Genomic DNA, 23,776 nt, shown 5'->3' with positions numbered 1-23,776 from the left:
GACCGGCCGATCGCACGCTCTGTTCACTGCAACAGCCCAGGTGAACGCGCGTGAACTCAGTACCGGATCGGCGCCGGACTCCACAGGCCCGACCGGGTGGCCTCACCGAGGTCGAGTTCTGCCACCTCTGCGGGCTCGCCGTAGGGCTCGTAGCGCACCAGTGAGCCCCAATCCCGGCCGATGTCACCTTCGAGGTACGAGGGCACCGTGGTCTTGTCCAGGGCGACCTCGATCCAGCCGAGCGGCCCACCACCGAATGCGTCCTGCCAGGCGCCGACGGCGGCGGACAGGTCAGCGCCGGGTGCGATCCGCCACTGCGGGATCTCGGCGACCCCGTTGAGGTGGTCGAACGGCCGCTGACACGGGAATGCCAGGCCGCTGGTCCAGTCGATCTGGACGGGATCGGTGCTGCCCACCATCGACTGCAGGGTCTGCAGTCGAGGCGACCTGGGCGGGGTGAGACCGATGAAACTGTCCTGCGCGAGGTTCTCGTCCTTGGCGACGATCCGGATCGCCGTGGTGTCTGCGGGGAACGAACTGCGGTAGGTCCGTAGATCGCGCCAGGACGGGCGCGGGCCCGGATCGATCAGGTCTACCTCGCCTGCCACCTCGAAGTCCTCGTTCGACGACCCCGAACCGGTCGAGTACTCCATCGTGACGTTCTCGATGTCGAACTGGCCGGCCACGGCCATGGTCACCAGGGGAGTGTCGGCAGCCTTCGGCGGCAAGCGGTACCAGGACGAGGTCAGGTAGGCGGGGAACTGGTTGTCCTGGGAGTAGCTGCCGAGCACGGGTGTCAGCGCGGGGTCGAGGCCGAAGGGCAGCTTCGCGGTACTGCCGTTGATCCCGGCCCGGTCGGTCTCACCGCCGCCGGTGCCGCCGGCGTTGGAATTGAGGACGTCGGGTGAGATCGCGACATTGCCGCCGAGCACACCGAGACTGCCCGCGCTGGCCGTCGAATCGAGGGTCAGGGGCAGACCGTTCGGGGTGAAACCGGACGTGGCCGTGGCGTCGGCGCCCGGCTCGGCCGGTCCGATGAGACCGCCCGAGATGTTGCCGTCGACGGGCGTGAGGATGTCGGCGGACGGGTCCGCTTCGACGAGCACCTTCTCGGCCATGCCGCAGGTGTCACCCTGCAGGGCGGCCACGTTGGAGGTGGGGATCGAGAACGACCCGCTCTGCTTCACGCCGGCACCGACCGCTGTGCCGATCTGGAACACGACGAGGAACGCACCCGCGACGGCCAGCGGTGCCGTGGCGAGGGTGCTGAACCAGCGGCGCCGTGAGGTGGTGCCGGTCTGGGCGGGGGTATCGGGCTTGAAGGGTTCTCGGAAGTGGAACCAGAACGCCACGAGCAGCGCAGCGGCACACAGGTACAGCAGAACGCTGCCCAGGGCGACCCCGAAGCGGACCGGTAACGCGCCCCACGGCATGCCCCAGTTGGAGTAGTAGAAGAAGGCATTCGGAGCGGTGAAGGCCAGGCCGGTGATGAACAGGACCAGTGCGATGAACAGCATCCGGTTGCGCCGGGCGTGCATCGCCCCTGCGCTGACCGCGATCGCGGCGATGGCAGCGAGCGCCGCGGCCAGGCCCGCGAACACACCGAACTGGTGGGTCCACTTCGTCGGCGTGAACATGAGGAAGATCAGGGACGCGAACGTGATCCCGACGATCCGCCGGGACGGGCCGAGTGCGGTGCCGGGGATGCGGCTCTTGCGGATCAGCATTGCGCCCGAGACGACCAGGCCGACGAGCATCGCGAGTACGGCGAAGCGCCGGGAGACCGATCCGTTGGCGGAGAACTCGAACAGAGCCGAGTACCGGTCGATCTCGTTGTACCAGTGCAGCGACGGGCCCAGGGCCGACTTCATGCGCGTCGATTGGGTGAAGGCGGCAAGGGTGAGGTCGGAGAACACGACGAAGATCACAAACGTGCCGGCGGCCAGTACGGGCGCGAGCATGGCGAGGTAGCTCTTGGCGTCCCCTCCGATCGCCTTGGCCCGTTTGATCAGTGCCATCACCATGGGCCGGGCGCCCGCGATGAGCGCTGCGACGGCCATCAGCCCGGTGGGGCCGGCCGCGAGACTGAACGCGCCGATGGTGCAGGCCACCGCGGCGGGCAGGGTTCGGCCGGTGGCGATCGCACGTTCCACCGAGCACCACGTCAGCAGCGCACCGAGGCAGATGATCGGCTCGGGACGCAGGCCGTTGTTGAACGGGAACCAGGAGGCGAGGAACACGAACGCAGCGGTCCACGGGACGATGCGGTTGACCGTGGCCGCACGACCGAGCCGGGGAAGTACCTCGTGAGAGATGATGAGCCACACCAAGATCCCGCAGAGCAGGGCAGGCAGTCGCATCCACGGGCTGGCCGTCGTGACGTGCGCCAGCCAACCGAACACCTGGTAGTACCAGCCGAAGGGTGCCTCGGGGGCGCCGTACCAGCGGTAGTAGTTTGCCGTGTAATCAGCATGTTCGGCCACCCGGGACATCGTCAGGATGTAGCCGTCGTCCGAGGTGTTGGGTCCGACGATGTGCCAGATCAGCAGGGCTCCGATGACGACGGCGTCGCGGGCGTTGAACTTCCACCAGCGCGCGGGCAGGAACCGGCGATGTTTGCGTCCGTCCGTGCCGTCGAGGACCGCGAGCGCACCGAGCGAGATGATCGTGCACAGCACGCCGATGGCGATGGCGAGCCACTTCAAGACGGTGGGTGCCGTGCTGTAGCGGTCATCGATCGTGGCGTGGGCCTCCAGGCCCGGGATGGATGAGGCCGCACCGGTCAGATCTGTGTAGATACCGGTCAGTTGCGGGCGCTGGTCACCATCGGTGATCTCGCCGACAACGGGTTGTCCCTCGGCGTTGGTCAGCCCCACGAACTCGGCGCGCACGGAGGTGGCGGTGGCCGTGACGACGATCTGCTGGCACTGCTGGTCCCGCATCTGGGCGAGGGTGGCCATCGCGACCGGCGTGTTGCGGACCACGACCTCCACCGACTGCCGGTCGAGCGCATCGGTCGCCTGGCCGGACTTACGGACGAACAGACCGCGGGCGACGGCCTTCTCGGCCTCCTTGGGCAGGGTCGAGACCAGTACGGACTGGCCGGGCGCGGTCAATTGATCGAGTGCCGTGCACGGAACGGAGATCTCGAGATCCACCGGCACATAGGAGACCAGTGGCGAGAGAACCGACTGCAATCTGTCCTGCTGAGGCCAATTGAGCTCTGCAGTGGTCTGGCTGACGGGCAGCAATGGCGTCGCCAGCGCGAGGAAGAGGCCGATCAGGCCGGTGACGATCGCGGCGATCTTCGCAAATCGGACTCTGTCACCACCGGATGGCGGCCGGGTCGTTCCAGTCGCTTTGTCAGTGGCGTCAGCAGGCACAAGGCAAGATGCTATCGCTCGCCGCGTGTGGCGATGGTCCGCGGTCACGCGCGGCGCCATACAGTTGCACGATGACCTCCAAGCCGCCCATCCTGCTGCTGAACGGACCGAACCTGAACACGCTCGGCGTCCGTCAGCCGGAGGTGTACGGAACAGCGACGCTCGACGACGCGGTGGCGCTGGCCACCGAGGCCGCCGACGAACTCGGCTGGACGATCGATGCGAGGCAGACCAACCATGAGGGCGAGATGCTCGAGTGGATCCATGCGGGGCGCGGAACCGTCGCCGGGATCGTCATCAACCCCGGGGCATGGACGCACACCTCGATCGCCCTCCGCGATGCGTTGTCGGTACCGGAGGTGCCTGTCATCGAGGTGCACATCAGCAACGTGCATGCCCGTGAGGAGTTTCGCCGTCACTCCTACGTATCCGGGATCGCGGCCGGCGTGATCGCAGGGTTCGGGATCCGTGGATACGAATTCGCGGTCCGCCATCTCGTCGATCTGATCGCTCGTGAGCCCGTAAAATAGATCGTCCGACTGAATATGTGATCAGCGTCACACATCGACCCTCCGGCGCAAGTCACAACGGACCGAACGCCCGCGATCGGCCCCGCGTCGGCCCAGTTCACCGGCTCGCCCAGTGAAACGCGGGAAGGGATCTGAAGCCCCCTCGGTTATGCTCCACCAGAACCAATGCGTCCACCGAGGCGTCGATTGGTGAACGTGATGTGTCGGGGCCGTTATCTGCGCGCGGTAGTTTCGCATTCGATCCCCGAAAGGCGGGTCGGGGCGTAGGAGTCGGTCAGCGGTTGGAGGATATATGCGGGAGGTCTTGTATGGCGCCCCGTGATAGCCGCCGCACCTTCGTCGAACCCCAGGGCCCCGCGGCCCCGCCGGGCCGGGTCGACTCGGGCGAGATAGACCTGGTCGCGCCGGACCTCGACCCCCACGAACTCGAAGCGTTCGAATCCGAGCTGAAGCAAACCGGGTTCCGCGCCGTTGTCACCAAGATCAACCGGTATCTGGCGCGCCCCCGCTGGTGGGTGGAGGTGCTGCTCCTGGGCGCCCTCTACGCCGTGTATTCGGTCATCCGCAACAGTGTCGGCGAAGTTGCCGACCAGGCCTACCGCAACGCCTATGACATTCTCCGCCTCGAGGACGCCTGGCATTTCGCGCTCGAGCGACCACTGAACGAACTGGTCCACACGACGTCGTGGCTCGCCAACATCGTCGCCCTGCAGTACGCGACGCTGCACTTCCTCGTCACGCCCGCCGTGCTGATCTGGCTGCTCTTCCGCCGCAAGGACTACTACCGCAAGGTCAGCGGCACCTTGGTGCTCTGCACCGGGCTCGCCCTGTTCGGTTTCTACTTCATGCCCACCGCGCCCCCGCGGCTCCTGCCCGGTGAGGGGTTCGTCGACGTGATGGCGCAGACCTCGTCCTGGGGCTGGTGGCCGGAATCCGGCGCCCCGGGCAGCGATGCCATCTCCAACCAGTTCGCAGCGATGCCGTCGCTGCACTGCGCCTGGGCGACCTGGTGCGGACTGGTGCTGTTCTTCCTCGCCAAATGGCAATGGCTGCGCATCTTGGGCCTGATCTACCCGTTCACCACGTACTTCGTGGTCATGGGGTCGGGCAACCACTTCATCTTGGATGTCGTCGCCGGGGTCGCGCTGCTCGCCGTCGCCGCCGCGATCGTCTACGCCCCCACACTTCTGCGATGGTGGCGCGGTAGATCTGCGAATGCGCCGGCCGGGGCGGGAGTCCCGATCGGATGAGCCTCTCGGTGGCCCTGCCGGCGATCCGCTGGCGGGGCCTGCTTCCGCTTGGGGTCGCGCTGATCGCCATCGTGGCGTTGTTTCTCACCCATCCCACCGTCGGTGACCTGCAGGCAGCGATCGCGCGGGAGGAAGCCGCTCGGTCCGGTGTCGGGCTGGGTTACTGGTTCGGCTGGTACGGCGGCGTCTCACCGGGCAGCTATTCGCTGATCGTTCCGGCCCTGTCGACCTTCACCGGTTCGCTGTTGCTGCTCTGCCTGGCGACCGCTGCGATCGCCTTGCTCGCCTTCCCCCTGTCCAAGGGGGCCACGCATCCCACCGTGCTGGTCTGGGCGATCACGCTGGCCGCAGTGCTGAACATGCTGTCCGGGCGGGTGGCTTTCGCGGTCGGCGGAGCCATCGCACTGGCGGCGATCGTCGCGTTCAAGAAGGGCTACCGATCGCTGACCGTCATCGGACTGCTCGTCGCAGGTCTGGCGAGCCCGCTCGCGCCTGCCTTCGTCGGTTTGGCTGTGCTCCCGTTCGCGGTCGGCCGCGACGACGCGGCCCGGCGGGCCTGGTGGGTGCTCGGTGGTGCGGCGCTGGGCGTTGGGGTCCCGTTCCTGATGTTCGGCAATCCGGGTTCACAGGGATTTCCGGCGACGACACTGTTCTGGGTCGCCGCGATCGCCGTCGGCACCGGGCTCGCACTGACTGTCCCCCCGGCGCGCTGGATCGTCCCCCTGGCGACCGCGGTCGCCATCATCATGTTCCTGGTACCGACCGGGATCGGCTCCAACCTCAGCCGGTTCTTCGCCCTCGTGCTGCCGTGCCTGTGCCTGTATTACTCACCGAAGTCCCTCAAGTTCTTGGCGATAGCGCTTGCGCCCGCACTCATCTACGCCACGTTCGTGGCGACCGCGGATCAGGTTGTCGGCGCCGACTCCGGCGAGAGCGACACGTCCTACACCCCCTTGCGCTCACAGTTGGTCGCCCAGCCGAACATCGCCAACCATCGGGTAGAACTCGTCGACGCCCAAACACACGCGGGCTCACACAAACTCGGCATGACCATCAATCTGGCGCGCGGCTGGGAAAACCAGTCTGACTCCCGGTTCAACCCGATCTTCTACGACGAGAACGCACTCACACCGCAGTCGTACCGGCTCTGGCTCGCGGAGAACGCGGTGGCCTTCGTGGCGGTGTCCGCCGATCCGCTGCGGCAGATGAAGGCCGAAGCGGCGCTGGTCGAGTCGGACCTGCCCTACCTGGAGCGGATCTGGGGCAACGACAAGTGGGAGCTCTACAAGGTCGACGATCCACAACCGATCGTGCCCGCGCCGCTCACCGTGGTGGAGTCGTCGCCCGCGAAGATGGTCCTCGACGTCCCGGACACCAAGATCCATCCAGTTCAGTTGCGCCACAACAAGTACCTCGTCGCCCGCAGCACCATCGACGAGAACCTCTACGCCTGCATCCAGACCACCCCGGACAACTGGATCACCCTGCAGGCCCCGCTACCCGGCCAATACATCCTGGAGGGGTTGCTCTCCGTACGTGGTGTGGTCGGGGCCCAGCCGCCAGATTGTGCGCCCAGCTAAGGCAGATATACACCGACTGGATGGTGTGCATTCTTGCCAGGGGTCCCGGCGCTGTGTTGAATTTGCTCGCTTCGCTCGCGTGGTCGGGCGGCCCTCAGCGCGTCGTCTTCCCTCTTCTTCGCATCGCTGCGCTCGCTCATCATCAGTCCAGACAACGCGGGGCCACCCGACCGTGGTGGTTCAGCCGGTGGTGGTTCCGTCGAGCGTGCCAATAATGCCGTCGAGCGTGCCCTTGACCGCCGTCGAGCGGGCTAGTTTCTCACAACGAGAACGAAGGGGCCGATGTTGGTGACCGTGAAGCGCGGATCGTCGAAGACGTTCTGATTGAACGTCACCGTGTAGCGGCGCACGTTCGGGTCGTTCGGGTAGACATCTTCGGCCAGTCTCAGGTCGTAACCTTCTGGGCTGTAACGGAACAGGAACACCGTGGGCGGACGCCAAGGCGCGGCGTCGAGTTGCTCGATCAGGCTGTCGGCGGTCTGTGCCTGCGACCAGGTCTCGATGGTGGCTGCTCGCTTGTCGAACTCTGCCAACGGATTCGCGTAGTGCGACGTCAGGCCCTGGAAGCCGAGGTACGGGTAGATGGAGAGGAAGCCGTAGTCCGCGGTGAGCACGACGACGTCGTCCTGCGGGCGACCGCCGGTCTGCTCGCCGATGGCCGCGCTGATCTCCGGGAAATACGACTGCGCGCCGGGCGGGCGTTGATCGGCGCGCACGCCGTAACCGTCGGTGTCGGTGTAAGCGACGGTGATCTCGGCGGCGAGGTGACTCGGAATGCTCTGCGCGACCGCGATTGCCGCGCCCGCCGCCAATACACCGACAACCGTGCGAACATCGCCGAAGCGCCGGACGGCGACGGCCGCGAGTTCGGCGAAGCCGTACACACCCGCCACCCCGAGCACCACGACCAGTACCGGTTCCATCCGGAACGAGAGCAGTGTGGTCCCCATCGCGGTCAATGCCATCGACAGCAGGCAGAACAGGTAGATGGCGAAGACCGTGATTCCGAAAGTCAAAGCCACCGTGCGGGTGCGGAACCGCAGGACGATCCAGACCAACCCGACCATCGTCAGGGCACCGATCAGGGACCAGTGCAGCATCGGCGTAGGCAGTACGGCACCCGAACTCGGCAGGTAGTGCTCGGCGGTGCCGCCGGAGGCGGGCTTGTTCTGCAGTCGCGCCCACAGGTACGGCGCCCACACGATGAGGGCGACAAGTCCGGCGACCACCGCCATGGCAACCAGTCGAGCAGCGTGGACCAGGACGGCTCGCCATCGTCTGGATCTGATCGCGGATGGCTGGGTTGCCTTGTTGGACAGCTCGAACCATGCGGACATGGCCAGGTACGCCGCCATCAACACGGCCGTCAGCGCATACAGGCCGGTGTAGAGCGTGTAGAAGGTGGCACTCAGTCCCAGGAACAGGCCGCCGGCGACGATCGCCGGCCTACTTCCCGAGCGCAGACCGTGCAGGATCGTGATCAGCATCGGTGCGCCGAGGATGACCAGGACAGCCGCGTACGGCTCCGGGCTGACGTACATCAGCGTCAGCACTGTGGACGCCAGGCTGACTGCGATCGCCCGGTCGGTACGGATCATGCGCTGCCACAGCGCCATCGCGATCGCGGCGGCGACCGCGATCGAGATGATCGCCCAGGGTTTGAATGCTTCCCATCCGGGTTGCCCGGTGAGACTCGCGTACCGGCCGCCCAGCCAGAACCAACCGGCCGGGTAATACGGCGGCAGGTCGGCGTACGTCATGTCTGCCAGATGCGGACTGTTGGTGAGCCGGGTGAGGTACTCGGTCCGGAACTGCTGGTCGACGGAGATGCCGAACAGGTACAGCTTCGTCGCGCCGAGCGGCATCGCCAGGGTCACCGCCGCGAAGGCCGAGATACCCACCCACGACAGGGGTTTGATCGCCCAGACGGCCTTACCGGTCCGCGAGAGCACCACTGCGATGAGCAGCAGCGCGATGGCCACCACCTGTCCGGTGGTGGTCAGCGCCGTCTCGACGTTCGACGAGTTGAACGCGGGCCAATCGACCCTGGCGATCACTGCCAGGCCGGCACCCGCGACGACGAGCGCGACGATGGCCGCGCCGATCAGGTTTCCGAGCGCTGACAGATGTTTCGGCATGGATCAGATGGGCAGCTTGCGGAAGATCGGGCGCGGGATGTGGCGCAGGATGATCATCACGAAGCGGAAGGGGCCCGGAGCCCAGACGAGCTCTTTGCCCTTGTCTGCCGACGCCACTGCGAGCTTGGCCACGTCTTCTTTATTGACCGTCAGCGGCGCTTCCTTCACGTGCGCGGACAACCGGGTGCGGACCATGCCCGGACGGATGACGAGAACGCGGATGTTGTATTCGCGCAGCGCTTCTCCAAGCCCGAGGTAGAAGCCGTCGAGGCCGGCCTTGGAGGATCCGTACACGAAGTTGCTGCGGCGCACACGCTCGCCGGCGACCGAACTCATCGCGATGATCTGACCGTGGCCCTGCTCGCGCATCTTCTCGCCGAGGAGCACACCGACGGACACCGCTGCGGTGTAGTTGATGTTCGCGGTGAACACTGCCTTGCGCTGGTCCTGCCACACCTCTTCGTCGACGCCCTGGACGCCGAAGGCGACGATTGCGACGTCGATGTCGCCGCCGGCGAATGCCTGCGCGATCACCGCCGGGTGGGTGTCGGGTGCGAGGGCGTCGAAGTCGATGCGCTCGACCGAGGAGGCGCCTGCCGCCTTGATCGTCTCGACCGCGGCATCGCCGGCGGGGTCGCCGGGCACGGTGGCCAGGACAACCCGCATCGGGCCCTTCTTGAGGTACTCGGAGGTGATCGCGAGCCCGATTTCGGAGCTGCCGCCGAGCACGAGGATCGACTTGGGTACGCCTACGGCGTTGATCATGAAGGTTCCTGTCTGAACTGAGAGTTGGAGGATCAGGCGAGTTCGAGGCGCCGGGCCATGTCGGAGATGAAGACTCCGGTGGGGTCGATCTTGCGGCGCGTGGCTATCCACGAATCGATCTGCGGGTACATCGCGTGGAAGTTCTGCGCCGAGGTGCGCGAGTCCTTGGCGGTGTAGAGCCGTCCACCCATCGCCATCACTCTGCGATCGAGCTCGTTGAGGTACTCGCCGAGTCCGCGTTTGACGGGGAAATCGAGGCACACGTTCCAACCCCGGAACGGGAAGCTCAGTGGCGCCTGGTTTCCCTCTCCGAAGAGTTTGATGACGTTCAGGAAGCTGACGTGCCCGGACGCCTGGACATCGGCGATGATCCGTTTGAACTCGTCCTCGTTGCCGGTGGGCACGATGAACTGGTACTGCGTGAACCCGCCTGTGCGTCCGTAGGCCCGATTCCACTCTCCGAAGATGTCGAGGATGTGGTAGAACTGCGCCAAATTCTTGACCTGACCGGTCTTGTTCGACCCCATCCGGTAGTAGGCCTCACCGACGATCGAGAAGTCGAACTTGTTGGCCAGACCGTTGGGGAAGATGTCCGGGAACGTCACCAGAGGCTTGCCGTTGAACTTCAGCGGATCCTTGCGGAGCTTGGCCGGCAACTCGTCCAGACGGGCCAGGTTGCCGCGGCTGAAGGAGCCGCGGCCGAGTTTCGGCGGCTTGCTGATCGAGTCGAACCAGCCCGAGGCGTACTCGTAGCCGTCTTCGAAGCCGTCTTCGAGGTGCAGTGCGATGGTCTCGTCGAGGCTGTTCGTGGTGGCGGTGTCGGCGATGAAGTAGGCGCTCTCGGTCCGCTTCATCTGGACTTTGGCCCGCAGGATGATGCCCGTCAGGCCGATGCCGGCAATTGTCGCCCAGAAGAGCTCGCCTGTGGGGTCGTCCGAGCTGCCGCCGGGGGTGAGCGTGAGGATGCGCCCGTCGGCCACCAGGAGCGTGATCTCGAGCACATGCTGTCCGAACGTGCCGGCGCTGTGATGGTTCTTGCCGTGGATGTCGTGGGCGATGGCGCCGCCGATGGTGACCTGCCGGGTACCGGGGAGCACGGGTACCCAGAGTCCGAACGGCAGGGCGACGGCCATGAGCTCGTCGAGGGAGACGCCGGCGTCGAGATCGACGACCCCGGTGGCGTCGTCGATCGAGTGGATCCGCTTGAGCAGCGTCATGTCGACGGTCAGACCGCCGATGTTCTGCGCGGACTCGTTGTAGGAGCGTCCCAGGCCGCGGGCGATGACGCCCCGGCGAAGGTAGGACGGCTTGTCGGCGTTTGCGTCCGCGACCTGCGCGACAGCCTTGGCGATCACCTCGACATCGGGTGTCGCCAGCACGTGACCCTCGATCGGCGTCGTGCGGCTCCAGCCGACGAGCTTGCGGGTTTCAATGGGCAATTCAGCGGTAGACATCGGAGCAGAGCCTACCGGTCCGGAGACGAAGCGAAGCGGAGCTCGACCCTTTGGCGGAGACGAAGCGAAGCGGAGCTCGACCCTTCGGCGGAGACGAAGCGAAGCGGAGCTCGACTTGGGTACTCGCGATATGACAACGAGCGGTGTAAGAATCCTGCTATGACCTCACGATCTGTGTTCATCACCGGAGCCGCCGCCGGAATCGGCCGCCACACCGCTTTGACTTTCGCCCGCAAGGGCTACTCCATCGGGGCATACGACATCGACGAGGCGGGGCTGGCAACGCTCGCGGACGAGGTGAAGGCTGTCGGCGCGCAGATTCTCACCGGTCATCTCGACGTCACGGACGCCGACGAGTTCTCCGCCCGACTCGACGAGTTCGCCGCGTCCCATGGCGGTCGACTCGACGTCTTGATCAACAATGCGGGGATTCTGCTGGCAGGCGCCTTCGAGGAGATCCCGCTGGCGGCCCAGCACAAGCAGATCGACATCAACATCAAGGGCGTCACCAACGGCTGCCACAGCGCATATCGCCACCTCAAGGCGACCCCCGGCTCGGTCGTGGTGAACATCGCCTCTGCATCGGCGATCTACGGCCAGGCCGAACTGGCGAGTTACAGCGCCACGAAGTTCTACGTGCGGGGGCTGACCGAGGCCCTCGACATCGAGTGGGGTCCGCAGGGCATCCGGGTCGTCGCGATGTGGCCGCTGTTCGTCCAGACCGCGATGACGGCGAACGTCTCCACCGGCACCACCAACTCGCTCGGCATCAAGTTGGGTCCGCAGGACGTGGCCGACGCGATCCTCGCCGCAGTCGAGGAGAGCAAGGTCGACAAACTCATCCACCGGGTGCACTACGCCGTCGGCAATCAGACGCGGGCGATGTCACTCGGGTCGCGGTTCTCGCCTGCCTGGCTGACGCGGGTGGTCAACAAGAAGCTCGCCGAGCCGCACTGAGCGGGCGATCACGTCTGGAGCACGGCAGCGGCCGCGTTGTAACCGGGAATGCCGCTGACCCCGCCGCCTCGCCGTGCTCCGGCGCCCGCGATCAACAGTCGCGGGTGCCCGGTCTCGACACCCCAGGTGCCGACCTCACCGTCGGTCTCGGCCCATGGCCATTGCAGCGGTCGGTGGAAGATGTTCCCGCCGGGGAGTCCGACGGCGTCCTGGAGTTCGAGCGGTGACTTCGCCTCGATGCACGGGGCGCCTGTGGCATCGATCGCGATCACGTCGGAGATCGGTTCGGCCAGTACCGAATCGAGCGCGGCAAGGGTCGCTGCGACGGCTTCGTCCTTGGCCCCTGGCCGGGTGAAGACGCCGGGCGGCATGTGTAGGCCGAAGAGGGTGAGCGTGTGCATGTCGGCGAGTTCTGGGCCGAGGATGCTGGGGTCGGAAAGTGTGTGGCAGTAGATCTCGCTGGGCGGGTGGGACGGGATCTGCCCGCCGGCGGCCTCTCGGTACGCCCGGGCCAGCGCGTCGAAACCCTCGTGGATGTGGAAGGTTCCGGAGAACGCGGCACCCGCCGGCGTCGTCGTGTCACGGAGCCGGGGCAGTCTGCGCAGCAACACGTTGATCTTGAGCTGCGCGCCGTGCGGCGCGGGGTCCGCGCCGAGCGGCTCGTCGAGGAGTCCGTCGAGAACGGCTGGGGCGCAGGCAGCCAAAATGTGGTCGGCGGTGGCGCCCCCGCCCCGCCATCCGACGCGACCGGTATCCGGGTCGACGGCCGTGACCTCTACCCCGGTGCGGATCTCGGCACCCGCTGCCACGGCGGCGGCGGCCAGCGCCCCGGATACTGCACCCATCCCGCCGACCGGCACGTCCCAGTCCCCGGTGCCGCCACCGATGAGGTGGTAGAGCAGGCAGATGTTCTGCCGCAGCGACGGCTCGTGCATGTCCGCGAAGGTGCCGATCAGGCCGTCGGTGGCCACGATTCCGCGCACGGTGTCGTCGGCGAAGGTGTCGGCGATGATCTTTCCGGCGGGCTGCGTCGTCAGCCTTTCCCACAGATCCAGGGCATCCAGATCGGCTCCGGCGATCGAGGCCATCTCGTCGGCATCGACGAGCGGGCGCAGCAGGGTCGGGAAAACGCCCTCGGCGATGCTCGCCATCGAGCCGTAAAAGCGTTGCCACGCAGCGAAGTCCGCATCGGAGCCTGTTGCCGCCCGAAACGACGCCGCGGTCGCGGAGTCATCGGCGGTGTCGATGAGGATGCCGCGCGTGGGATCTGCGGGGATCGGGGTGTACGACGAGTAGCGTCGCCGGATCAGCGTGATGTCGAGGCCGAGATCGGTGATGATCTGCCGCGGCATCAGCGACACCAGGTACGAGTAACGCGACAGTCTGGCGTCCATACCGGGGAATGGCCTTGCCGACACCGTCGCGCCCCCGAGGTGATCGGATCGTTCCAATACCAGCACCTTGCGTCCCGCCCGCGCCAGATAGGCCGCAGCGGTCAAGCCGTTGTGGCCTGCGCCGATCACGATGTCGTCATAGGACTGCATGGTGATCATGATGCCGCCACATCGTCGGCTGCGTATCGCATCGACCGTGTCGACGATGACGTTGTCCGGTTTCGAGTGTTTCGGAGAGTTTTGTTCAGTGTTTATTTATGAACGTAACGTTCATTCTCTGTGTTCGAGTAGTGTGTTTATTGAATTGCATTGACGCTGATCGGAGGATTGCCGAATGAGTACCTGGGGAATCGGGGCCTTCGACAACGACGACGCTGCCGCGTGGGCCGCGGAGTTCAACACTTCCTCCTTCGCAGAGCGTGTCAACGTGGTACGAACGGCGTTGAGGGTCGTTCTGGAACACGATCACATCGCCGAGGAGTTCGCGGCGATCGCTGCTGCGACCACGGTGGCGTCGAGCTTGCCGGGCGGGCCGCTGTTGGCGCCCGATTACGGTCCGAGTGCAGATCTGATCGAGCAGTTCGTAGTACCGGTCGACCTCGCTGAGCTGGCGATTCGTGCGCTGACGCGGATCAGGGCTGGTCATTCGGAGTGGTGGGGTCTGTGGTCGAGGGCGGGCGTACTCGACGACGCGCTCGCGGTCATCGACGCTGTCCTCGACGAGCTCGAGCTGCGTACGGCGATGCCGGAGCACGTTGCTCTGAGCGCGTGATATTCGGGCGCTTCAGAAGTGTTTCTCTCAGGCGGCGGTTAAAAGGGATCGAGATAATTCTGTGATAGATGCCGAGGCGGCGTGGGTTACGTAGCAGCGGTCACAGTCCACGTAGTTTCTGCAGCAACGGTTCGGCGGCTTCTGCCAAGAACTCGTCTTGGCTGTCGCCGCCGATTTGGACCAGCGCAACATCGGTGAAGCCCGCGTCGATGAACGGCTTGACGCTGTGGGCCAATTCATCGAGATCGGGCCCGCAGGCTATCGACGACGCCACGTCTTCAGGGCGAACGAACTGCGTTGCACCGGCAAATGATGCGGTCGTCGGCAGGTCGGCGTTCACGCGCCAGCCTCCCGCGAACCAACGGAACTGATCGTGTGCACGAGCGATTGCCGCTTCTTTGGAGCGATCCCAGCAGATGGGGATCTGGCCGATCTTGCGCGACGGGCCGTCGTGCACCTCGTCCCAGTGCGAGACCAGCGACTGCTCGGGGTCGGTGGCGATCAAATGATCGGCCAGCGGCGCGAGTTGCTCCACAGATTTCTCGCCGGACACTGCGATACCGATCGGGATGCCTTCGTCGGGCAGATCCCAGATGCGGGACGAGTCGACGCGAAAATGGTCTCCCTCATAGGTGACCAGGTCCCCGGCGTGCAGGGCCTTGATGATCTGGACTGCCTCGACCAGCATGTCGTGACGCTCGTCCACGGCAGGCCACCGCTGACCCACGGTGTGCTCGTTCAGATTCTCTCCGGACCCGAGGCCGAGGATGAAGCGTCCGTCGGCGAGGAGTTGCATGGTCGCGGCCTTCTGGGCGACGACTGCGGGGTGATACCGGATGCTCGGCGCGGTCACGTACGTCGCGAGTTCGACGCGCTCAGTGGCGTGGGCGACCGCACCCAGCACACTCCAGGCGTACGGGGCGTGGCCCTGCGAGACCAGCCAGGGCGAGTAGTGATCGCTCGAGACCTCGAAGTCGAAGCCTGCCTTCTCGCCGGCCACCGCGTAACGCACCAGGTCTTTGGGCCCGCTTTGTTCCGTCATCAGTGTGTATCCGAAGCGCATATCCCACGGAGTTCCCCGTCGGCGCCTGCCCAAACCACGTGATTGCCGACGCCGCCCGTACGCCCGGGCCCAAAGCTTGTAACGTGTGTCACATTACTTCGAGACACGGGCATCACTGCACCGACGAGAACCCCCAGGAGTGCCCATGCCGTATATGCCGATCACCGAATCAATGTTCTTGTTGGCCGAGTCGCGGGAGCATCCGATGCACGTCGGCGGGCTACAGCTCTTCGAACCGGCCGAGGGCTCGGACGATCTCGGTGAGCAGATGTTCGCGGCCTTCCAATCGCAGACCGAGGTCCACAAGCTGTTCCGCAAACGCCCGGCCTCGCCGGTGGGTTTGATGGGAACGGTCCGCTGGAGTTACGACTCGGACGTCGACTTCGAATACCACGTCCGGCGCACGGTGTTGCCGCGTCCAGGGCGGGTACGCGAGCTGCTGCGTTATGTCTCGGCGAATCACGGTGCGATGCTGGATCGGCATCGGCCGATGTGGGAGCTGCACCTGATCGAGGGTCTGGCGGATGGACGCATCGCGCTGTACACGAAGATCCACCACTCACTGGTCGACGGGGTGTCCGCGCTGAAGCTGCTGGAAAAGACGCTGTCGCCGGATGCTGAGGCCCGATCTGGCCGTGCCCCTTGGGATCCGGAGTTGTTCGTCAGACGACCCAAGCTGGACTCCACATCCGACGAGGTGTCGCGGAGCATCCTGTCGGAAGGTTGGAAGGTCGCCGGCGAGCTGGCCGGCTTCGCCCCCGCGACCGCCCGCGTAGGGATACGGGCGGTGCGCGATCACAATCTGAAGTTGCCGCTCCAGGCGCCGCGCACCATGTTGAACGTGCCGATCGGTGGGGCCCGCCGCTTCGCCGCCGAGCAATGGTCGGCGACGCGGTTGAAGGCTGTTGCGGCCGCGCTCGACATCACGATGAACGACGTGGTGATGGCGATGTGCGCCGGTGCGCTGCGCTCGTACCTCATCGATCAGAACGCGCTGCCAGAACAGCCCTTGATCGCGATGATGCCGGTGTCGATGCACGCCAAGGACAGCGATTCGTCCGAGGGCAATGCGGTGACTGCGATCCTCGCGAATCTGGCCACCGATCAGCCCGACCCCGAGCGCAGACTGGCGACGCTCGTCGATTCGACGCGGTCGAGCAAACAGGTCATCCGGGAACTGAGTCCGTTGCAGGCGCTGGGCTTCGGCGCCGTTGTCGCAGCCCCCTTGGCGCTGTCGACGTTGCCGGGCTTCGTCCGGTACACCCCGCCGCCGTTCAACGTCATCATCTCCAATGTTCCTGGGCCGCAGAAGGACATGTACTGGAACGGCGCCAAACTCGACGGCGTGTACCCGGCGTCGATCGCCCTGGACGGTCAGGCGCTGAACATCACGGTGGCCACCAACGGCGACAAGGTGAACTTCGGACTCACCGGTGCACGCGCAGAGGTGCCGAGTCTGCAGCGACTGCTGACCCACCTCGACACCGCGCTCGAGGAGCTTGAAAAGCTCTGCGACATCAGCGCCTAGCTCACATGTGATTCCCTCCTCGCGGAGGCGACACAATGGGAACGACTACGTCCGCGTACCTACGAGAGGACCTCATGGCCACCCCGACCATCTCTGCCTTCCTCACCGCTCTGAGTTCCGGCGACCTCGAGGTCATCGACCTGACCACACCGCTCAGCCCCGACACCCCGGCCCTGCGGCTGCCTGAGCCGTTCGTCAACCTCATCGACTTCAGCCTCGAAGAGGTGAGCGCCTACAACGAGCCGGGCCCGTTCTGGCGGCACAACAACATCCACACCGGTGAGCACATCGGCACCCACATCGACGCGCCGGTCCACTGGATAACCGGTCGAGACGGCGACGACGTCTCGCAGATCCCGGTGTCGCGACTGATCGGGCCGGCGGCGGTTCTCGATCTCACCGAAAAGGTCGCCGGCGATCCCGACTACCTCCTCACCATCGCCGACGTCGAGGAGTGGGAGAGCACGTTCGGCCGGCTGGCCGCAGGTGCCTGGCTGCTGCTGCGTACCGGATGGGAATCACGGGGCCATTCGCAGGACGCGTTCCTGGGTATCGACGACACCGGCTCGCACACCCCGGGTGTCGCTGTCGACTGCGCCGAGTGGCTGGCGGGCGAGCGCGACATCACCGGTCTCGGTGTGGAGACCGTCGGCGTCGACGCCGGGCTCGCCGGCGGCTTCGATCCTGCCTTCCCGGTGCACAACTACTTCCTCGGCAACGACAAGTACGGCCTCACCTCACTGCGTAACCTGGGTCGCTTGCCGGCCACCGGCGCGATGATCGTGGTGAGCCCGCTGCCCATCGTCGGCGGTACGGGCAGTCCGTCTCGCGTGCTCGCTGTCGTCGACAACGCTGCGCCGGAGGAGATCGGCGTCGGCCAGGCCGGGGCGTGAGCGCCTACGGACCCACTGTCGCCGACGTCGTCGGCCGAGTCCTCGCCGACCTCGGGGCCGGTCACTGTTTCGGCGTGGTCGGCAGTGGCAACTTCGTGATGACCAATGCGCTGCGCGCGGGCGGGGTCGCGTTCACGGCGGCCCGCCACGAGGGCGGTGCCGCGACGATGGCCGATGCCTACTCGCGGATGTCATCGCGCGTCGGAGTGGTGTCGTTGCATCAAGGTTGCGGGCTCACCAACGCGATGACCGGCATCACCGAGGCCGCGAAGAGTCGGACCCCGATGATCGTCCTCACGGCCGACAGCCCGGCCGCGGCGCTGCGTTCCAACTTTCGCATCGACCAGGAAGCGCTCACGAGGAGCGTCGGCGCGGTGAGTGACCGGGTGTACTCGGCCGACACCGTGGTCGCCGACGTCACGCGTGCCTACCGCACCGCTGTCACCGCGCGGCGCACCGTGGTCCTCAATGTGGCCATCGACGTGGCTGCGATGGCGGCGTCGGTGGACGGGCCGGTGGTGGCGTCGTTCGAGCCACCGAAGGTGCGCGCATCGGCAGAGGCGGTGAGCGCATTGGTCGATGAGATCTCGTCGTCTCGGCGGCCGGTGTTCGTTGCCGGGCGGGGGGCGCGTGCCGCCGGCTCGGCGATCTCCGAACTCGCCGTGGCGACAGGTGCATTGGTGGCAACCTCCGCGGTGGCGAACGGACTGTTCGCCGCCGACCCGTTCAACCTCGGTATCTCTGGTGGGTTCTCCTCGCCCACCACCGCCGAGCTGATCTCCGGCGCCGACCTGATCGTCGGCTGGGGATGTGCGCTCAATCAGTGGACCATGCGCCACGGCAAGCTGATCGGCGCCGACACCCGGGTGGTGCAGATCGATGACGAGGTGGATGGGATCGGTGCACACCGTTCGGTGGCGCTCGGGGTGGTGGGCGATTGTGGGCTGACGGCTGCTGATGTGCTCGACGAGTGCCGGCGCCGTGGGCCGCAGGGCCGCACGAGGTACCGGACCGATGAGGTACGTACACGGATCGCGGAATCATCGCGCTGGCGCGATGTTCCGGTCGACGACATCTCCACCGACGAACACATCGATCCCCGCACGCTGTCGATCGCGCTCGACGAGATATTGCCTGCCGACCGAGTGGTGGCGATCGACTCCGGCAATTTCATGGGCTATCCATCGACCCACCTCTCGGTGCCCGACGAAAACGGTTTCTGCTTCACGCAGGCCTATCAGTCGATCGGCCTCGGCCTGTACACCGCTATCGGTGCTGCTCTCGCGCAACCTGATCGGCTACCGGTGCTCGGAACAGGCGACGGCGGATTCCTGATGAGCATCTCAGAACTCGAGACCGCGGTACGGCTCGGTTTGCCACTGGTGATGATCGTCTACAACGACTCGGCGTACGGGGCCGAGGTGCACCACTTCGTCGGCGGAGACGACACCACCGTGACCTTCCCGGACAACGACATCGCCGCTGTTGCAGAGGGGTTCGGTGCCCAGGGTGTCACTGTTCGTACCATTGGAGACCTGGATGCGGTACGTGCGTGGGTCGACGGCTACGCATCCGGTGCTGCGCGGCCGCTGGTGATCGACGCCAAGATCGCCGACGACGGCGGGTCGTGGTGGCTGGCGGAGGCGTTCGCGGGGCACTGACGCGGCGCAGAGCGTCTGGGCGGATATCGACCTGGCAGGATGGACGCCAACCGACCCCGAGGAGCTTCAATGGCAGGGCATCGCATCTTCACCACGAGCTTCGCCAGCATCTATCCGCACTACGTGGCCAAGGCAGAGCGAAAAGACCACACCAGCGACGAAGTCGATCAGGTCATCTGCTGGCTTACCGGGTACGACCCCGCCGGCCTCCGGCAGGTGATCGAGGACGAGACCGATCTGCAGACGTTCTTCGCGCAGGCACCCGCCTTCAACCCGAACGCCGAACGCATCACCGGCGTGATCTGCGGACATCGCGTCGAGGAGATCGAGGACCCACTGATGCAGAAGATCCGGTACATGGACAAGCTCGTCGACGAGGTTGCCAGGGGCAAGAAGATGAGCTCGATCCTGCGGGAGTGACGCAGTTCAATCCGTGATGTTGCCGACGATCGAATCGACGATGTCGGCCGATCTCACAGCGATGTTCGACAGCAGCGTCGCGGTGAGTCCATGGGAGTGTTCCACGCCGCCGTTGAGGTACACGTTGCCTTGTCGGTCGGTGGGCCGCCGGATGCGGTAGTCCCGCGAGACCTGGGGCAGCCCGGAGTCGTCGAAGCAGAATTCCTTCTCGGGCTCGGCCAGCAGCTCGCGTAGGTCGATCGAACGAAACCCGGTGGCGTACACCACCGCGTCTGCGGTGGCGGTCTGGGTTGTGGTGGTGGGCAGGTGGTCGATCCTCACCCGCACACCATCGCTGGTCTCCTCGGTCTTCTCCGCATCGAGACGTGAGGCGCCGTGGATGAACAGTCGGCGATTGCCATGCACCTTCTCCTGGTATTCCCGCGCGTACAGCTCGGCGATGACCTCGGAGTCCACGGCGGAGTAGTTGGTGCTGCGGTGGTAGTCCAGCAACCGCTCGCGTACCTCGACGGGGGCCTCGTGGAAGTCGTCGACCGCATCGGGGTCGAACACCCGGTTCGCGTAGGGGCTGTCGTCGGCTGGGGTGTACCCGTACTTGCCGAAGACCGCGTGCACGTGCGCCTGGGGATAGGTGTCGTGGAGGTACGTCGTGATCTCGGCGGCGCTCTGCCCTGCGCCGACGACCACAAATCGCTGGTGGACCAGGTCGGGAAGTTCGTCGAGCCTCCCGAGTAGGCCGTAGCTGTGCCACTGGCGAACGGACGGTGAGACATGTGCGGGTAGCGCGGGGGTGATCCCGCCGCCGACCACCACGTTGCGTGCGCGGACGGTGCCGGCCGCCCCGTCCTGATCCTCGATGTGGACCAGGAACTCGTCACCGTCTGCTTCGATCCGGGTGACCGAGGTGTTGTAGGTGACCTTGTCCTCGACCTGTCCCGCGGCCCATCCCAGGTAGTCGGAGAACTCGGCGCGCGAGGGAAAGAATGTCTGATGGTTGATGAAGTCGACCAGCCGGCCCCGCGTGCACAGATAGTTGATGAAGGTGAAACGGCTCTGCGGATTCCGCAGGGTGACCAGGTCTTTGAGGAAGGCCACCTGCATCTGCGCTCCCGGGATCAGCATGTCCGGATGCCAGGCGAAGGAATCCTTGTTGTCATAGAAGTGGGCGCTGAGCGGAAGTCCGGGGTGGGTCTCGTTGTGCTCGGAGACGGTGATGGCCAGGGCCAGATTGCTTGGGCCGAAACCGATCCCGACGAGGTCTACGGTGGAAGTGTCGTGCGACATGCCGATCAGCCCTTCATGGGAGGCGAGTGGGTCTGCGTGTTCGGGCGGTCAGCGCGCAAGCGCGGCCTCGGTCATCCGCTGCAGGTAACGGTGGTTGAGTCTCGACCGAGTGATCAGGATGACGAAGTCGGCCATGTCGAAGTCCGAGTCGTAGGACGGCGGACCGCACACGGCGCCGCCGATCCTCATGCAGCCCTGCACCATCGGCGGGATCTTGACACCACGGCCGGGATCGGCGATGTCGTCGAGGCCTCGGCCGTCGACGAAGACGGGGTTCTTCGGTGTCACCTGCAACTCCGGATCTGCCACGTTGAGGCCGAAGGCGAAGTCGCGGACCCGGCGGACCAGTGACCCGCGGGGGCCGCCATCTTCCATGCGGACCGAGGCGCAGCCGATGGCGTACTCGTAGCCGTTGAGTTCCTGATACTTCAGGACGCCGGCCCAGAGCAGACCCATCACTGCGCCGCTACGGTGCTCGGAGTGCACTGCGGCGCGGCCCAATTCGAACAACGTCGGGCGTGCGGCATCGAGACCATCACCGAAATCGAAGATGGTGTCGGTGAAATATCCGCCCGCTGCCTTGGCCCCGTGTGGCGGGAGGAGTCGGAAGCAGCCCACCACCTCGCCGGTGGCCTCCGACCGGGCCACCATGTGATCGCAGTGAGCATCGAACTGATCGATGTCGATCATCTCGCCGGTGTGTTCGCCGCGCACCGCATTGGGCAGAGACGCGCCCATTTCATCGGCGAACAACTTGTAGCGCAATCGTTCCGCGTGCTCGATATCGGTGGGGTCGGTGGTCAGACTGATGGAGTAGCCGTTGTCATTGGCTGCTGGAATGAGCGGGGTGACCGTCATGGAGTTCCCTTTCTGGGGCTGCTGCAGATGCGGATCGGTGACGATCAGCACGGATGAGGCCGTAGACGACAAGCGTGAACACCGTCGCGGCGGTCGCCGCCGCGAGCAGTGCGGCCTGCAGGCCGGCGGCGGACGAATCGCGGATCAGCCGGGTGATCTCGGTCAGCGCGGCGCTGTACTGCTCCGGGATGAACGACAGAATCTGTAGGCCGGCGCCCGATCCCAGACCGTCGGTGATGGCGGCCGAGTCCGAGGCGGGGACGTCGACAGGGACGCCTCCGACCGTCAGCGACCCCAGATCGTCCCTGGCGCTCGCGGTGGCGAAGTGGGTGAACAATGCGCCCATACCGGCGATCCCGATCACGGTGCCGACCTGTCTTGCGGTGCTGACGACACCGGTCGCCATCCCGGCATCGGCTTCGCGGACGAACGTCAGGGCCGCATCGGAGGCGATGGCACTCATCATGCCCACGCCCAAACCGGCAACGACCATCCCGGTGATGAAGTGTGTCCAACCGGTGTCGGCGGAAATGCCCGTCATCGCCCAGAGTCCCGCGGCGATTAGTGCCGTCGAGAGCGGAACCACCTGATGCATCGGCAATTTGCGGGTGATGACCATCCCCAGCGGTGCGCCGATCACGCAGGCGATGGTCAGCGGCAGCGCGCGGACCCCGGCCTCGAACGGGGTGAACTGCAGCGTGTTCATGAAATACAGGGCGAGATAGTTGGTTGCGGCGATCAGGGTGCCCGAGGTGATGAACGCCGCGAGTGACACCCCGGCGAAACCAGGTCTGCGCACCACCGACAGATCCATCAGTGGATCGCTCACCCGCAGTTCCCAGACCACGAAGGCGATGGCGAACAGCGCTGCGAGGGCGAACAATCCGAGGATCAGTGGTGAGGTCCACCCCTTGGCGTTGCCTTCGATGATCGCGTACACCGCGGCGACCAGGGTGATGCTCAACGTGACGGTTCCCACGACGTCGACCCGCCGGGTGGTGTCACCCAGTGACTCGTTGACCCGCATCAGTGCGAACACCAGCGCTATCGCACCGATCGGGATGTTCACGAGAAAGATCGATGGCCAGCCGAACGCATCCACGAGTGCGCCGCCGAGGAGTGGTCCGGCAGCACTGCCTGCGCCCATCACCGCGCCGTAGATGGCGATCGCGGTGGAGCGGCCTGTGCCTGCGGGGTAGACGGCCGCGATCATGGGCAGCGAGACACCCAGCATGATCGCACCGCCGAGGCCCTGCACCACACGAACCGCATCGAGGACGGTGATGCTGCCGGCAAGTGCACAACCGATCGATGCGGCCACGAACAGGATGAGGCCACCGACGTACATCCGCTTGCGGCCCAGGCGATCTCCGAGCGTCGCCGCGGTGAGCAGGAACGCAGCCATGGGCAGGGCGTAGCCGTCGACGACCCATTGCAGGCCACTGAGGTCCGCAGACAGGTCGGACTGGATGTCGGCGAGCGCCGCCGAGACGATCGTCATGTCCAGGAGCAACATGAACACGCCGAGGCACACCACGATCAGGGTGGTGCGGGCGTGCGGAGCAACGCCGCCCGGTGAGGGTGGCGGTGGAGTGTGGTCTGGGGCGCGGTGACTCACCGGCCGCTCGGTCCCGCGGTCTGCGCCGCGCGAGGATCGGGCGCGCGTGCGCGGATCTCGACAAATTCGGTCAAATCGGCCACCCCCGTTTGGATCTGGCATCGGGCCACGACGTGTGCTGTCGTGATCCCATGGACATCCGGTCCTGAGGCATTCGAGACCCTGGAGATATCAGATGGGTCGGCGTGAAAAATCGTCGTGAATTACTTACCGGTCATTCCCTGAGAT

General features: G+C 65.7%; 18 protein-coding genes. 9 read left to right on the top strand and 9 right to left on the bottom strand.

Going from position 1 to position 23,776, the window contains the following annotated elements:
* Positions 1-56 precede the first annotated feature (56 nt).
* Positions 57-3,431 carry an arabinosyltransferase domain-containing protein gene (locus tag DFR67_RS07570; RefSeq protein ID WP_425451257.1) on the bottom strand — a complete coding sequence of 1,125 codons (3,375 nt, stop codon included), beginning with the start codon at positions 3,429-3,431 and terminating at the stop codon, positions 57-59.
* A gap of 23 nt (positions 3,432-3,454) precedes the next feature.
* Between DFR67_RS07570 and aroQ the strand changes: the two genes are divergently transcribed.
* From aroQ to DFR67_RS07555, 3 genes are all read left to right on the top strand, one after another.
* Entirely contained in the window at positions 3,455-3,913 is a 459-nt protein-coding gene (gene aroQ, locus DFR67_RS07565; protein WP_110468868.1) for a type II 3-dehydroquinate dehydratase, read from the top strand.
* Positions 3,914-4,221: 308 nt separating this feature from the next.
* Entirely contained in the window at positions 4,222-5,163 is a 942-nt protein-coding gene (locus DFR67_RS07560) for a phosphatase PAP2 family protein (RefSeq protein ID WP_110468867.1), read from the top strand.
* Entirely contained in the window at positions 5,160-6,743 is a 1,584-nt protein-coding gene (locus DFR67_RS07555) for a hypothetical protein (RefSeq protein WP_110468865.1), read from the top strand. The genes DFR67_RS07560 and DFR67_RS07555 overlap by 4 nt, the downstream gene beginning before the upstream one ends.
* 251 nt (positions 6,744-6,994) lie before the next feature.
* Here the strand turns inward: DFR67_RS07555 and DFR67_RS07550 are convergent, their stop codons facing one another.
* The 3 genes from DFR67_RS07550 to dprE1 are packed head-to-tail and all read right to left on the bottom strand — an operon-like array spanning position 6,995 to position 11,100.
* Positions 6,995-8,881, bottom strand: coding sequence for a galactan 5-O-arabinofuranosyltransferase (locus tag DFR67_RS07550; RefSeq protein ID WP_110468864.1), 1,887 nt, complete (start codon positions 8,879-8,881; stop codon positions 6,995-6,997).
* 3 nt (positions 8,882-8,884) lie between these two features.
* Positions 8,885-9,646 (bottom strand): decaprenylphospho-beta-D-erythro-pentofuranosid-2-ulose 2-reductase, encoded by a 762-nt coding sequence (dprE2, locus tag DFR67_RS07545; RefSeq protein WP_084836400.1) that lies wholly within the window; start codon positions 9,644-9,646, stop codon positions 8,885-8,887.
* A gap of 32 nt (positions 9,647-9,678) precedes the next feature.
* The gene (gene dprE1 / locus DFR67_RS07540) at positions 9,679-11,100 is read right to left on the bottom strand and encodes a decaprenylphosphoryl-beta-D-ribose oxidase (RefSeq protein WP_110468862.1); all 1,422 of its coding nucleotides are present in this window, start codon (positions 11,098-11,100) and stop codon (positions 9,679-9,681) included.
* Between the two features lie 159 nt (positions 11,101-11,259).
* Here dprE1 and DFR67_RS07535 point away from each other — a divergent pair, with 159 nt between their 5' ends.
* A complete protein-coding gene (locus tag DFR67_RS07535; protein ID WP_110468861.1) occupies positions 11,260-12,057 on the top strand; it encodes an SDR family oxidoreductase in 798 nt (265 codons plus the stop codon).
* An 8-nt stretch (positions 12,058-12,065) separates the two neighbouring features.
* On the opposite strand, the gene DFR67_RS07530 is transcribed toward DFR67_RS07535, so the two are convergent.
* Complete coding sequence (locus DFR67_RS07530) at positions 12,066-13,610, bottom strand: phytoene desaturase family protein (protein ID WP_425451256.1); 1,545 nt, start codon at positions 13,608-13,610, stop codon at positions 12,066-12,068.
* Between the two features lie 175 nt (positions 13,611-13,785).
* Between DFR67_RS07530 and DFR67_RS07525 the strand changes: the two genes are divergently transcribed.
* Entirely contained in the window at positions 13,786-14,223 is a 438-nt protein-coding gene (locus DFR67_RS07525) for a DUF4259 domain-containing protein (protein WP_110468860.1), read from the top strand.
* A gap of 100 nt (positions 14,224-14,323) precedes the next feature.
* Here the strand turns inward: DFR67_RS07525 and DFR67_RS07520 are convergent, their stop codons facing one another.
* Entirely contained in the window at positions 14,324-15,265 is a 942-nt protein-coding gene (locus DFR67_RS07520) for a TIGR03557 family F420-dependent LLM class oxidoreductase (protein WP_245937806.1), read from the bottom strand.
* 166 nt (positions 15,266-15,431) lie between these two features.
* Between DFR67_RS07520 and DFR67_RS07515 the strand changes: the two genes are divergently transcribed.
* From DFR67_RS07515 to DFR67_RS07500, 4 genes are all read left to right on the top strand, one after another.
* Positions 15,432-16,814, top strand: coding sequence for a WS/DGAT/MGAT family O-acyltransferase (locus DFR67_RS07515; RefSeq protein ID WP_110468857.1), 1,383 nt, complete (start codon positions 15,432-15,434; stop codon positions 16,812-16,814).
* 74 nt (positions 16,815-16,888) lie between these two features.
* Positions 16,889-17,707, top strand: coding sequence for a cyclase family protein (locus tag DFR67_RS07510; protein WP_110468855.1), 819 nt, complete (start codon positions 16,889-16,891; stop codon positions 17,705-17,707).
* Positions 17,704-19,368: a thiamine pyrophosphate-binding protein gene (locus tag DFR67_RS07505; RefSeq protein WP_110468853.1), complete on the top strand. Its 1,665-nt coding sequence runs from the start codon at positions 17,704-17,706 to the stop codon at positions 19,366-19,368. The genes DFR67_RS07510 and DFR67_RS07505 overlap by 4 nt, the downstream gene beginning before the upstream one ends.
* A gap of 69 nt (positions 19,369-19,437) precedes the next feature.
* Positions 19,438-19,788: a DUF2200 domain-containing protein gene (locus tag DFR67_RS07500; RefSeq protein ID WP_110468851.1), complete on the top strand. Its 351-nt coding sequence runs from the start codon at positions 19,438-19,440 to the stop codon at positions 19,786-19,788.
* 6 nt (positions 19,789-19,794) lie between these two features.
* Here the strand turns inward: DFR67_RS07500 and DFR67_RS07495 are convergent, their stop codons facing one another.
* The 3 genes from DFR67_RS07495 to DFR67_RS07485 are packed head-to-tail and all read right to left on the bottom strand — an operon-like array spanning position 19,795 to position 23,548.
* On the bottom strand, positions 19,795-21,072 hold the full coding sequence (locus DFR67_RS07495) for a lysine N(6)-hydroxylase/L-ornithine N(5)-oxygenase family protein (protein WP_110468849.1): 1,278 nt from the start codon (positions 21,070-21,072) through the stop codon (positions 19,795-19,797).
* Between the two features lie 48 nt (positions 21,073-21,120).
* The gene (locus DFR67_RS07490; protein WP_110468847.1) at positions 21,121-21,930 is read right to left on the bottom strand and encodes a GNAT family N-acetyltransferase; all 810 of its coding nucleotides are present in this window, start codon (positions 21,928-21,930) and stop codon (positions 21,121-21,123) included.
* Complete coding sequence (locus tag DFR67_RS07485; protein WP_245937805.1) at positions 21,896-23,548, bottom strand: MFS transporter; 1,653 nt, start codon at positions 23,546-23,548, stop codon at positions 21,896-21,898. The genes DFR67_RS07490 and DFR67_RS07485 overlap by 35 nt, the downstream gene beginning before the upstream one ends.
* Between the last annotated feature and the right edge of the window lie 228 nt (positions 23,549-23,776).

The organism is Williamsia limnetica (assembly GCF_003217475.1).
GTDB classification, from domain to species: domain Bacteria; phylum Actinomycetota; class Actinomycetes; order Mycobacteriales; family Mycobacteriaceae; genus Williamsia; species Williamsia limnetica.
This window is presented reverse-complemented; position numbering and strand designations above follow the sequence as displayed.